At 41.9% G+C, this 13,906-nt stretch carries 10 protein-coding genes; 2 read left to right on the plus strand and 8 right to left on the minus strand.

Translation table 11 applies throughout. From position 1 onward, the window contains the following. The first annotated feature begins 119 nt into the window (after window positions 1–119). Window positions 120–2,048, plus strand: coding sequence for a BglG family transcription antiterminator (locus IGJ28_RS00255; RefSeq protein ID WP_252712312.1), 1,929 nt, complete (start codon window positions 120–122; stop codon window positions 2,046–2,048). A 503-nt stretch (window positions 2,049–2,551) separates the two neighbouring features. Then, on the plus strand, window positions 2,552–3,904 hold the full coding sequence (locus tag IGJ28_RS00260; protein WP_003128741.1) for an Nramp family divalent metal transporter: 1,353 nt from the start codon (window positions 2,552–2,554) through the stop codon (window positions 3,902–3,904). 69 nt (window positions 3,905–3,973) lie between these two features. On the opposite strand, the gene IGJ28_RS00265 is transcribed toward IGJ28_RS00260, so the two are convergent. The 8 genes from IGJ28_RS00265 to IGJ28_RS00300 form a co-directional block, all read right to left on the minus strand. Then, window positions 3,974–5,194, minus strand: coding sequence for a DUF1015 domain-containing protein (locus IGJ28_RS00265; protein WP_242387364.1), 1,221 nt, complete (start codon window positions 5,192–5,194; stop codon window positions 3,974–3,976). Then, window positions 5,194–6,378: a phosphoglycerate dehydrogenase gene (locus IGJ28_RS00270; RefSeq protein ID WP_003128739.1), complete on the minus strand. Its 1,185-nt coding sequence runs from the start codon at window positions 6,376–6,378 to the stop codon at window positions 5,194–5,196. The genes IGJ28_RS00265 and IGJ28_RS00270 overlap by 1 nt, the downstream gene beginning before the upstream one ends. Then, on the minus strand, window positions 6,379–7,452 hold the full coding sequence (gene serC, locus IGJ28_RS00275; protein ID WP_060813019.1) for a 3-phosphoserine/phosphohydroxythreonine transaminase: 1,074 nt from the start codon (window positions 7,450–7,452) through the stop codon (window positions 6,379–6,381). A 125-nt stretch (window positions 7,453–7,577) separates the two neighbouring features. Further along, complete coding sequence (locus tag IGJ28_RS00280) at window positions 7,578–8,504, minus strand: alpha/beta fold hydrolase (protein ID WP_252712313.1); 927 nt, start codon at window positions 8,502–8,504, stop codon at window positions 7,578–7,580. 318 nt (window positions 8,505–8,822) lie between these two features. Beyond that, window positions 8,823–10,217 (minus strand): glycoside hydrolase family 43 protein, encoded by a 1,395-nt coding sequence (locus IGJ28_RS00285; RefSeq protein WP_103300386.1) that lies wholly within the window; start codon window positions 10,215–10,217, stop codon window positions 8,823–8,825. A 32-nt stretch (window positions 10,218–10,249) separates the two neighbouring features. Continuing rightward, entirely contained in the window at window positions 10,250–12,040 is a 1,791-nt protein-coding gene (locus IGJ28_RS00290; protein WP_252712314.1) for a glycoside hydrolase family 2 protein, read from the minus strand. A 19-nt stretch (window positions 12,041–12,059) separates the two neighbouring features. Further along, window positions 12,060–12,893, minus strand: a complete 834-nt coding sequence (locus IGJ28_RS00295) for a carbohydrate ABC transporter permease (protein ID WP_438845075.1) — start codon at window positions 12,891–12,893, stop codon at window positions 12,060–12,062. 10 nt (window positions 12,894–12,903) lie between these two features. Further along, the gene (locus IGJ28_RS00300) at window positions 12,904–13,785 is read right to left on the minus strand and encodes a carbohydrate ABC transporter permease (protein ID WP_003128733.1); all 882 of its coding nucleotides are present in this window, start codon (window positions 13,783–13,785) and stop codon (window positions 12,904–12,906) included. Window positions 13,786–13,906: the final 121 nt, after the last annotated feature.

Genomic DNA, 13,906 nt, shown 5'->3' on the forward strand with positions numbered 1-13,906 from the left:
TCTCCCCCAATTCAATTTTCATTGATAGCGCTATCAATTACAGTTATACTATAGTCAATCTACAGCGGTGAAACAAATATTCTTTTGCACTGCAGTGGTGAAAGAGAGGGTGTCAGCTAATGAAAGCAAAGTATATAAAACTTCTTCACTATCTAAATGAGCAAGACAATTGGGTTTCCTCCACTCAATTAGCGGAAAAATTTGGGTTATCCAAACGGACGATAAAATCGTATATCGCAGATATTCAAGACAATGAATCTGATTTGATCCTTTCTTCAAACAAAGGCTATCGAGTGATAGCAAGTAATCTGGTCACTTTTTTCAATAACACAGAAACAAGTGTCCCTGAAACACCTACTGAACGAACTGCTTATCTCCTTTTGCGACTGATTTCAACCGAGGAAGCTCTGTCTGTTTATGATCTAGCAGAAGAACTATTTATCAGCGAGTCCACATTATTGAGTGATGCAAAAAAACTTAAAAAAAAATGTTCTGAACTGGCTATCGAAGTCAGACTGACCAAAGATACACTACAGTTGATTGGGACAGAAAAAGCGAAAAGACAATTAATCCATCAGACATTGCTATCCGAATTGGATAATCATTTCGTTGATATGACTAAGCTACAAGAAAGTTTTATAGATTTTGACCTTGATTATATCAAGGAAATTATTGCCGAACTTTTTTCAGACTATGATTTTTTCACGAATGATTATGCGTTAACAAATATAGTTATTCATCTAGCAATTGCCGTAGACCGTATGAAAGGAAATTTTCAGTCTCCTGAAGCAAAAGCTCAACCGCCTCACTCAATCCATCCGACAGTACTAAAAATTTCCGAAAAAATCGCGGAAAAAGTAGCGGAACGGTACGGTATTCGTTTTCCCAAAGAAGAAATTCGTGATTTAGCTATCCTAATTTCAGCGAATGGAACTAGCGTGAATTTCACTCAAATTTCACCTGATGAGTTAGAGAAGGTCACGGACAAAAACTGCCTTGACTTAGTAAGAAAAATTCTAGCAAAAGTGGATGAATTATACTTTATTGATGGCAATGAACCTGAGTTCTTCATTCGATTTGCCCTCCACATAAAAAATTTACTGTATCGGATCAATAACGGCTACTCTTGTAGAAACCCAATGACAGAAACACTAAAAAAAGAATGTCCGCTCATCTATGATTGTGCCGTCCAGGTTTCTCATGTCATTCAAAAAGAAATCGGTTATACGATTAGTGAAGACGAAATTGCCTACATAGCTTTTCATTTAGGCTATGCGTTAGAAATTCAAAAACAGCGTACGAATAAAATAAACTGCACGATTCTAGTGCCTCATTACTACAACATGAATATTCAGGTGATGGAAAAGCTTCAGAAAAATTTCTCTGATGACCTTGAGATCCAGAATATTCTTACTAGTGAAAAAGAGTTGCAGTATGTAGATACAGAACTGATTGTGTCTGCTGTTAAACTGAAGCAAGTGATCGCTACCCCATACGTGATCATTAATCCTTTTTTTACCCTTGAAGATCGGCAACAAATTACCGCCAAGATCTTTGATATCAAAGAAAAAAAACGAAAAGAACAATTTGTGAAAACCTTTCTATCGCTTGTTGATAAAAAGCGATTCTCATATACAACTGAAAATCAAAACTCCGCAGAATTGCTCAAACAATTATGTGGTCAAATGAAAGAAGAAGGAATCGTGGACGAGACCTTTTATCCACAAGTAATTGAGAGGGAGCAACTTTCTTCTACTGCCTTTGGTTCAGTGGCTATTCCACATTCACTGACAATGAATGCCAATCGTACGGGGGTTGCGATTGCCGTCAATCCAAAGGGGATCCAGTGGGGAAATAATCGTGTCACATTGGTTTTTTTGATTTCCATCAATTACCATAACCGTCATGTGTTTCGGGAAATTTTTGATGATCTGGCCATGATTTGTACAGATGAACAAAACATTCATAAATTAAGTGCCATAACCACCTTCGATGAATTTGTAGACACGCTGACACAGTGTTTTATCAGCAACAACACAAAACAATGATACTTTTTATTATTGATAGCCATCCACGTCGCACAATAGTGGGCAGCCTCTTGGCTGTTCTTTGATTAATAAACTTGGTTATTAACATTCTAAAGGCTGCTCTTCTTGTTCTTTTGACATAATAAGAATATAAAAAAGATCCTGATAAAAGTTCATTCATCCTCCACATACAATCCAGCGTCAAGAAGCACTCAAAATCATCAATTTTGAGTGCTTCTTGTTTTTTTATGTTTCTTAAGAAAATTTTCGGTCTTTCTAAATAAGTGGGATCAAATAGATTTCCCTCATTCATCAATTCTATGTAGAGCAACATTCCCTATTTTAGATTAAAATTGATCAATCCAACAATCACCAATCACCTTGGCAAACGAAATCTGTCCTTTTCTAATATCTGTTTTTTTAGTTAATGCAAACTTTCAGAAGTTTTTCTCTTGAAAAATTCATAAACAAGGAATACAATAAGATTGTTTTTAGGTACACCTAAAAAGATAGGATGTGACAGAATGAATGAAGAAAAAAAATTGATCCAGGCAGCAAACGGACCTAGCTTGGAAGAAATAAACAATACCGTAGCTATTCCCAAGGATGGGAATTTTTGGCGTAATCTTTTAGCTTTTTCTGGTCCCGGAGCGTTAGTCGCGGTTGGGTATATGGATCCTGGTAACTGGATCACTTCAATCGGGGGTGGTGCCGAATATGGTTATCTCCTGCTATCCGTCATCTTGATTTCAAGTCTAATTGCGATGTTGCTCCAATACATGGCAGCTAAACTAGGGATTGTCACCCATATGGACCTCGCACAAGCAACCCGTAAACACACCAGTAAAAAGCTGGGCTTTTTCCTTTGGATTATTACCGAGTTGGCGATCATGGCAACAGATATCGCCGAAGTAATCGGTGGAGCAATTGCTTTGAATCTATTATTCGGTCTACCATTAGTTGTAGGGGTCTTTTTGACGATTTTCGATGTCTTTTTACTGCTTTTCTTGATGAAATTAGGATTTCGAAAAATCGAAGCCATCGTGATGACCTTAATATTGGTGATTCTGCTTGTTTTTGTTTACGAAGTGATTATTGCCCAACCTGATCTTCCGGCACTTGTTCAAGGCTTCATTCCCCAAAAACAAGTATTGAACCCTGGACAGCTGACCATGGCATTAGGGATCGTTGGCGCGACCGTCATGCCCCATAATTTGTATTTGCATTCGTCGATTTCACAATCAAGAAAGATTGATCGGACGAATCCGCAAGAAGTCGCTACAGCTGTTCGCTTTGCCACATGGGATTCAAATATTCAGCTTTCGGCTGCTTTTGTCGTTAATTGTCTGTTGCTGATTTTAGGGAGCGCATTGTTCTTCGGTCACAGCGAAGAAGTCGGTACTTTTTCAGCGCTGTATGATGCCTTACAAAATTCAGCGATCGCGGGAGCGGTGGCTAGTCCAGCCCTTAGTGTTCTTTTTGCCGTAGCATTACTGGCTTCCGGACAAAACTCAACTATCACTGGAACACTGACAGGACAAGTCGTCATGGAAGGCTTCATCCATATGAAGATTCCAACATGGGCAAGACGATTGATCACTCGTGGCCTTTCTGTCGTACCTGTTTTACTATGTACCCTCTACTTTGGCGGTAATGAACAGGCACTAGATAATCTTTTAATCTATTCACAGGTCTTTTTGAGTATTGCATTACCAGTCTCAATGATTCCATTGGTTTACTTTACTAGTTCCAAAAAAATCATGGGCGAAAAGTTCAAGAACCCTCTGTGGGTCACTTCTCTGGGCTGGATTTGCGCCATCGCATTAACAGTCCTCAACATTCGCTTGATCATCGAAACAATGTCTGGTATTTTTTAAAAAAAGAAAAAAAGCCGCACGATCGCAGTTTTCTCTGCAGATCGTGCGGCTTTTTTTCTTTTTAGCTTTCTAGCTTTTGGTTTCTAAATCATGTAAAAACAGACCACTTAACAATTTGGGTTCAAACCATGTAGATTTAGGCGGCATGATCTCATTCGCATCGGCAACAGCCAATAAATCTTTCATCTGCGTTGGATACATCAAAAAGGCCATTGTCCATTCTCCGGAATCCACCATCCGTTCCAATTCTTCTGGACCACGAATTCCTCCTACAAAATCGATGCGCTTATCTGTGCGGACATCTTCAATACCGAGTAATGGCGCTAAGATATTTTTTTGCAAAAGAGAAACATCCAGACTTTCGACTGCGTCATTCCCTGCTTCTTTGATGGTTAAAGAGAACCATTCGTGGCCCAAATACAAATAGAAGGTTCCCTTTTGAGAAGGCTTGCTGCTAGTTGGCTTCTCAATGTGAAATTTCTCTGCTAGATGATCGAAGAAATGATCTGGAATCGGTACATTGACCACTCGGTTGTATTCCCAGATCGCCAATTCATTTTCCGGAAACAAAATCGCTAAGAAGCGCTCGCTTTCCTCACTATTGTTTTTTTCCTTGCGCTTTTGCAAGCCGACTTTCACTGCCGACTCGGTACGATGATGGCCGTCAGCGATATACAACGCATCAATCGCTGAGAATTCTTGTGATAAAGCAGCAATCACCGCAGAATCATCGATCAGCCAAACCCGATGATGGACCTCGTGATAACTCGTGAAATCATAGATCGGTTGATGGTGACTCTGCCAATCCTGGATCGTTTTTTTTAAGGACTCAGGCTGACGGTAACTTAGAAAGATTGGACTCGTGTTTGCATCACAAGCTTGGATGTGATTGATGCGGTCAACTTCTTTTTCTGGTCGAGTAAACTCATGTTTTTTGATTTTACCAGCTACATAATCCTCAATCGATGTGCAAACAACAAGCCCAGCTTGACTCCGCCCCGCCATTGTCAGCTCATATAAATAATAGGACGGTGCATTGTCTTGGATCAGCCAGTTTTTTTCTCGAAAAGCAGCCAAATTTTCTGCTGCTTTCGCATACACTTGCGGATCATAAGGAGCAATATTTGGAAGATCGATTTCTGAGCGATCGATATGAAAATAGCTGTACGGGTTGCCGGCAGCATATGCCGCTGCTTCTTGCGTGTTGACTACATCATAGGGCAACTCCGCAATTTTCTCTGCTAAGTCAGTTTGTGGGCGGATTGCTTTAAAAGGAAAAACTTGAACCATTAATAGCCTACCTCCTGATTCTTGATCACTCGCACGCGAATAATATCTTCTTTAGCTCGTAATTTATCTGCCACCGCTTCAAGCAATGCAGCATCTGTTGCTCCGACATCCACCAATGTGTAGGCATAGTCGTCACGTCCGCGATTCAACATATTATCGATGTTGATTCCAGATTCAGCGATGATCGAGGAAATTTGTCCTAGCATATTTGGCACGTTGCGGTTAATCACTGTTAAACGATACGGCGAATGGAACGCCATTTCTACGGTTGGAAAATTCACTGAGCGTTTGATCGTCCCAAACTCCAAAAATTTCTTCAATGTGCGGGCAGCCATTTTGGCACAATTGATCTCAGCCTCTTCTGTCGATGCTCCTAAATGCGGTAGAACTAGCACGTTGTCATGGCCCAGTAAGCGTTCATCTGCAAAATCAGTTGTATAACCAGCAATCTCATTATTATCTAACGCAGCAAGAGCTGCAGCTGTATCAACGATCTCACTACGAGAAAAGTTAAACAGTTTAGCCGTTGGCTTCATTTTGGCCAATTCATTCTTGCCCACTAAATGGCGGGTGTTTTCCATCAATGGCACGTGAAGAGTAATGAAATCACAGGTTGTGAAAATTTCTGCTAAATCATTGGCCCGTTTGACTCTGCGGGAGATGGTCCACGCTGTGTCCACCGAAACATAAGGATCATAGCCCACAACTTCCATCCCTAAGCGGTAGGCATCGTTAGCGACCATGGCACCAATCGAGCCTAACCCAACCACACCAAGCTTTTTGCCTTCTAGTTCCGTACCGGCGAATTGCTTTTTGTTGGCTTCTGCCTGTTCCTCTACATCTGATCCGTTCAGTGTTTGGACCCATTGAGCACCTTGGAGAATCGGGCGAACACTTAATAACAAGCTTGCAATAACCAACTCTTTGACTGCATTTGCATTAGCTCCTGGGGTATTGAAGACGACGATGCCTTGTTCTGTACATTCTTTGACCGGAATATTGTTCGTACCAGCTCCAGCTCGCGCAATCCCTAATACACTTTTTGGAAAAGGATAGTCATGCAGCTTTTGGCTTCGCAGCAAGATTCCTTCTGGCTCATCACTTTCATTGATGGCATATTTTTCTTTGTTTAGCCTTTGAAGCCCTTCTGGTGCAATCGCATTGAATGTCTTGATCTGATACATTTATTTGACCTCCGCTTCGAATGATTTCATGAAATCGACAAGTGCCTGAACGCCTTCGATAGGGAACGCATTGTACAAACTTGCTCGCATACCGCCTACCGAACGGTGTCCTTTTAAGTTTTTAAAGCCGGCTGCTTCTGCAGCTTCATTAAATTGTCGATCCAGCTCCTTATCGCCAGTGATAAAAGGAATGTTCGTTAGGGAGCGGCTATTTTTGTCTACGGGACTGCTAAACAAGTTCGATGCTTCGATCGCTTGATAGAGCAGTGCAGCTTTTTGACGGTCTTGCGCAGTAATCGCTGCTACACCGCCTAATTCTTTCAACCACTCAAAAACCAGTTTTGCGATATAAATGCTGTAAGTAGGCGGCGTATTGTAAAGGGAACCGTTGTCAGATTGAAGACGATAGTCCAACATTGGAGCAAAGACCGCTTCTTCATTTAATAAATCTTCTCGAATAATAACCACCGTCAATCCTGCTGGTCCAATGTTCTTTTGGGCACCTGCATAGATCATACCGAAATCTTCTACACGATACTCATTGGCCAAGATATTTGATGACATGTCAGCAATGATCGGGACTTTGCCAGCATCCGGAATCGTCTGAAAAGCTGTTCCTTCAATCGTATTATTCGTAGTAATATGCAGATAAGCCGCTGTTTGGTCGATGTTATCTACTGTGATTTCTGGAATATAAGTAAAATGCTTATCTTCACTTGATGCGATCACCTCAACCGTAGCAACTGCTTCAGCCGCTTGAATTGCTTTTTTTGACCAAGAGCCCGTGTTGATATAAAGGGCCTTTTTGTTTTTCGCTAAATTTAATGGCACCATACTAAATTGCAGACTTGCTCCACCTTGCAAAAACAGCACCCGATAGTTATCCGGGATCGCCATCAATTCCCGCAAGAGGGCTTCTGCGTCTTGAATGATCTCTTCAAACAAGGAGGACCGATGACTCAGCTCCATAACGGACATCCCACTGCCACGATAATCCAAAAGCTCGGATTGAGCTCTTTCCAATACGGGGCGGGGCAAGACGGCGGGACCAGCTGAAAAGTTATAAACAGTCATACAAAAATCTCTCCTTTGTTGTTAGATGTGACACCCATTATAGCAGAAGGAGGAATATGAAAAAAGGTTAAAAATAATTAAAATTCTCAATTTTCTGAAAAAAAGATGAAAGCAATTGATGACGTTCATCCATTGCTTTCTAACCATTGCCAGATTTCATGAAATACGACTTGTTTATTGGTTTCATTTAAGATCTCGTGACGACCGCCTTCCAGCAAATAAACTGTCAGATGCCGCTGCCCTTGCTGGTTCAAATAGTTTGCTAGCTTACGGACACTCTTGCCATAATGGCCCACAGGATCTTCTTTTCCTGAAATCAGCAGTAACGGCAATTCGCGATCGATTTTCTGCAACAGGCGGGGGGCACTCGCTTTTTTTGTCAATAAAAACAAATCTCGATAGGCACTTAATGAAAAATGAAATTGCGTATGCGGATCTGCTAAATAAGCATCTACTTGTTGGGGATCACTGGACAACCAATCTTTCGCCGTTCGGTTGGGCTGAAACCGCCGATTATGTTGACCAAAAACCAGATTTTCCATCACGCGATAGGGCCATGCTTGCTGTCGAAAAGGCATCAACGACTTCGTCAATAAAGCGGCACTGGTCATTTTAGCCGGCGCTTCCAGTGTCGTCCCCATAATGATTGCACCTGCCAATTTTGTATTTTTCTGATACAAAAAATTGCGCAAAACCAAAGAGCCCATACTATGACCTAAAAGATAATAAGGTTGAGCTGGAAACTGCTCCAACGCAAAACGCTGAACCAATCCTACATCTGCTACAAGATAATCCGCACCGTTTGTTTCTCCAAATGTCCCATACTCGTTTTGCTCAGCTACTGTTTTCCCGTGTCCCAAGTGATCATGACCGATCACTGTGAATCCTTTTGAAACGAGATATTGAGCAAACGGATCGTACCGTTCAATGTGTTCAATCATGCCATGGATCAGCTGAAGCATCCCTTTGGACTGTCCCTCCGGCTGCCAAATTTTCACATAAAGTTGATCTTTGCCGTTTGAAGATCGAATCATTTCTTGCCTGGTTTTCATCCATTCACCTCATTTACATCTATTTTTACGTCTACTTTGTAAACCGATTTGCTCCGTTCCATTTGTCTTTATTATACATGGAAGAAGGAAAACTGCCTATCTTGGCCTAGAGCTCTATCAGCGGCTCATCCTAATTACTCAAAAAAAAAACAGTATCATGGCACGTCTGTCCATGACACTGCTTTAGGATGTTAGTTTGCTTCATTCGGATCGAAGAACAGCCCTAAATTGAACAAGACAGATCACAGCATGGCCATTTGAGCCACGCCATTGCTTTCAGTGTTATGATATCTAAACCACTGAAAGCAGCTCTAGAAACTATTCTCCCTCTTTTGGTATGATCTCCATCCGATCGACACTCAGTGTGTCGACCCCAATTTCTGAAGACACTTCGATTTTGATAGTGCCTGCTTTCAAATTCATAGTAGTTTGGATAGGCTGATAGTATTGTGACGGATAGACCGCCAAACGTTGGCTGTCATCATCTGTTTTCAGTTGAACATACACGGGCTCATTCAATGACAAATAATCTTGAGTTTTAAGATAAACGATGACCGTCGCTTCACTAGCCTGTCCCATTGTTGGTTGAAAAACCAAACGATCTTCGGTCGATTCAAACCCTTGAACCACTTTTTTCATCAATGCTTCCTCGTCTGTCACTGTTACTAAATCACCTTCAAGAAGCGCATCACTGGCGGTCATTCGGATCCTTTTTGCTTCACCACTGGGAAGCTTCTGTGTTTCATTATCCGCTAAAGGAACTTCTAATTTCAGCTTGTTTTCTTCCCATTTGATCGGCTGCAAACGAATCGAGCGTTGCCAGCCAGAATGATCCCAACGAGCAGCGTGAAATATCAACCAGTCTTCGGTGCCGTCTTTCGACTTGGCAAACCCATTGTGCCCGGGACCAAAAACAGTTTCTGTCTGCTGAAAAATCGGTTCGGATTCTTTCGTCCAACTTCGGGTATCTAATGGATCATCTTGGCGATCCATTGTCAAAAGTCCCAGTGCATAATCATTGTCCCAACTTCCACTAGCCGAATAGACCACATTCACCGTATCTTCTTTGATGATCACTTGAGGTGCTTCGTTAATCAACGGCGTTTGCCGCATTTCCCATTCGTATTCCGGAGTCGAAATCAGCTGCTTTTCACCAATGACTTCTGTAGGCGAGATCATTTCAGCAATATAAATATTTTGGGCAATATTTTCATATCCTTCCCAACCTGACCAAAGGAAATACCGTTGCTCGTCTAATTCGAGGACAGTTCCATCAATAGCAAACTTGTCATCCAGTCCTTTGATTTCTTCCAACTGCCAATCATCACTGTAAGGATCCTGGTTTTCGTTGACTAGTGCATACATCCGGTGGGTTTCTGAGGGATGATTGGCCGCAAAATAAACGACCCACGTACCATCCAGCTGATGAAGTTCCGGTGCCCAGATACTTTCAAACTCCGCAGGCATTTCCCAGATGACTTTTTTCTCCCCCGCTGCTACTTCAGTCAGATTTTCCGAACGCCAAAGGGTTAAGTTGTTACCAGTAGTTTTCGTATAATAATAATATTCCTCATCTTGAAAAATCCACGGGTCTGCACCATCGTTGTCGATGATCGCTGTGAAATCGTCAACCAGCGTTTCATGAGAAGTACCGCAACCTCCTACGAAAGGAGTCGCCAAAATCAATGCACAAATAATGCCTTTTTTTCTCATTGTCTCTCCTTTCCAATGTTACCGTCTGAATATCATTCAACTTGAGAAACATGAAATTGATCATTGATAGCTTTGATTGCTGCCAAGTCCACTTTAGGCTGACGGTCATAAGTCAATAACCCATTGATCTCCTGTTCGACATCGGTCAATTGCGTATAGCAATATCCCCAGAGCCCTACTGAAGCATAGACAGCCGACAGCACCCGTTGGTAGTCCTTTAAGAATTCAACTTCATTGTCGACTGACGTATACCCCCAACCTGGTTGTCCCGATACATCAAAGCCGATGCCACCAAATTCCGTTAACAAGATTGGTTGCTCCTGATAAGAAAAGCCGTTGGCAAAAATCGGCCACGGAGTAGAAAGCCGCTTAATCAGATTTTCGCGAGTTCGGAGGGTTTCTTTAAAGTAATCATATTTCTCAGTTTCTTCTTTTTGGCCATGGGCATAGTTGTGAATGGCGCAAATATCTGTTTCTGTCATTGCCCAACCATCATTTGAGATCACTAATCGTGTTTTATCCAATGCGTGCAAGAAATGATACATTGCTTGAGAGAAATGTTGCTGTGTTCGGTCAAAGGAAATCTTTGGCACGCCCCAGCTTTCATTGATCGGCACCCAAGTCACAATGGAGGGATGGCTAAAGTCTCTGGCAATGATCTCGGTCCATTCCCGCATCAGTCGTTCAACAGAATCTTCATTGTAAATCGCCGGAGCCGCACATTCTCCCCAAACCAGAAAACCTAACTGATCCGCCCAGTACAAAAAGCGCGGATCTTCTGTTTTTTGATGTTTGCGGCAACCATTGAAGCCCATTTCTTTTGCTAGTAAGATGTCTTTTTTAAAGTCTTCATCTGACGGTGCAGTCAAGAGGCCACTAGGCCAGTACCCTTGATCCAAAATCAACTTTTGATAGTAAGGTTTGTTGTTCAAATAGACCATGCCGTTTTCCGTATGGATTTTACGCATACCGAAATAACTTTTCAGGTAGTCAATTGTTTCTCCATCGTTGATTAAAGAAAGTTTAATATCAAATAACTGGGGATTTTCCGGTGTCCACGACCAACCGTCATGATGGAAATTGCTTCTGAAAATATGTTCCTGAAAAAGATCGGCATTGAACTTCATTTTTGCCGAATCTGCAGACAGTCTCCCCGCTGCGATTAGCTGTTCTTTAAAAGAGATCCGATAGTCCAGTTCACACTGCGGCTGGAACTGATTCAAGATCGTTTCAACAGTCACGGTCCCCTCATCAAAATTTGGAGTCAGATTGATTTCTTTCAAATAAGTCTCTGAAACGACTTCCAGCCATACTGGCTGCCAAATCCCGGTAGAATTCGTATACCAGATACCAGCAGATTCTGTCTCCCAGAATTGTTTTCCTCGAGGAATACTTTCATCTGCATGAGGATCAAATGCACGCACACTTACCGCTTGCTGACCGTCGACCAAATAATCGGTAATATCAACTTCAAAAGAGGTATGACCGCCTTGATGATTCGTTACATGACAACCATTGACAAAGACATCCGCCTCGTAATCCACCGCACCAAAATGCAAGACTACACGTTGACTGTCCATTGCCTGCACTGTGAATGTCCGGTAATACCAGACAATATCGTGAGGTTCTCGTTGGTTGATCCCGCTCAATTCGCTTTGATAGACGAAGGGCACCTTGATTCTATGCGGATAGGCTTCCTCCTCTTGATACCATTTCTCTTTTAGTCCTACATTTTTATCATCAAAGGCGAAGCGCCATTCTCCATTTAAATTCAGCCAGTTCTCTCGTTGAAACTGGGGTCTAGGGTATTCATTTCTGCTCATAGTTCCTCCAAAAAACAATTTATTTTATACCACTTTGCAATGACATTGATTCCATGAAACTCTTTTGCGCCACTAAATATAAAAGGAATGTCGGGATCAATGCTAAAAGAGCTCCTGCAGCTCCTACTCCCGGATACGTCATATATTGCCCTTGCAGCAACTGAAGTCCCGGCGTGATAGGCAGTTTATCAATATCGCTCATAACGATAGAAGGCCACAAGAAGTCGTTCCACGAACCAGTAAAACTAAATAACGCAACGACGGTTAAAACCGGCTTGATCAGCGGAAGAATAATATGATAAAAAATCTGAAATTCATTGGCCCCATCGATTACAGCCGACTCATCCAATTCTTTAGGAATCCCTAAGATAAACTGACGAACTAGAAAAATGTTATAGACACCTGCTGCGCCAGGAACGATCACGGCTAGAAACGTGTTGGTCCAGCCTAATGTATCCACGATTTTGAAATTGGGGATCAAATTGACGACACCAGGAAACATCATCGTTCCCAGCAATAATGCAAAAATCAAGTCTCGACCTTTAAACGTCAGCCGTGTATAGCCATAAGCCGCAAAAGAAACGATCACCATCACCAACAATGTGTGGGCTGTTGAAATGATCATCGAATTCAAAAACCAGCGAAAGACTGGCGATGAATGATTCCCCTGCAACAACCCTAAAAAGTTTGCGAAGGTCCACTCTTTAGGAATCAGGCTAAAGCCAACTTTTTGGATCTCAGCATCTGATTTGAAAGAGGTAAAAATAGCCCATATCAGAGGAAAAATCCAGACAATACAAACAATAGCTAATACGATAAATGCGACTCTTTTTCCTACTTTATTTTCTCGCATGGCTGTCCCCTTACCTCTCTAATTTTTTGATCATGATAAATTGAAAGACCGAAACGATCATGATAACGATCCCTAGTAAAATCGCCATCGCCGATGACATACCAGCAACGGACGTACTACTGCCAAAAGCATTCTCTTGAATATACATCATGAGTACTCTCGTCGAATTGTTCGGACCACCCCCGGTCAGCATCAATGGCTGTCCATAAATATTGAATTGAGCAATAGTCGTCATGACTGTTGTAAAAATCAGCTGATTCCGAATACTCGGCAACGAAATCCGGAAAAACTTCACTACACTGCTGGCTCCGTCAAGCTCGGCTGCCTCCATTTGTTCCCTGGGCACACCGTTCAACGCAGCTACATAAATGATCAAATTTCCTCCTAATGTCCACCAAATCGTTACGATCAAAATCGCGATCCAGGCCCATGGTTGTGTCCCGACAAAATTGATATCTATCCCAAAAACTTCTTTGATGGGGCCAAAGGATTTACTTAACAGAAACCCCCAAATGATCATTACAGCAGAGATGGCAAACAATGTCGGCAAGTAAAGAACCGATTGAAAAAAGCGCATCATCTTTGGCTTTGCGGACAATGCCACAGCTAATAGCAATGGAATCGCGATACACAGAGGTACTGATATCACTGCAAAGAATAGCGTGTTTTTCATCCCATTGAAAAATTGCGTATGATACAGCGAGTCTTGATCAAATAGAATCGTCTTAAAATTGTCTAAACCAATAAAAATCGGTGAACTAAAAAGATCCCATTCGGTAAAGGAAACATAAACACCAATTACAGCAGGAACCAAAAAGAATAAAATAAAAAGAATCATGTGGGGACCGATAAACAAAACGGGCCAACCACTGAGCTTTTTTTTGCTACTCATACATTACGCATCCTTTCATGTCTTGATAAAATCGACTAGAAAAAGACTGTGACAAAAACCGCTTCTGCATGGAAGATGCTCTTTCGTGTAAGTTGCCAAGCTAACCAGATCAAAAGGCCAC

It is taken from the genome of Enterococcus sp. AZ091 (assembly GCF_051714805.1).
Lineage (GTDB): Bacteria > Bacillota > Bacilli > Lactobacillales > Enterococcaceae > Enterococcus_D > Enterococcus_D gallinarum.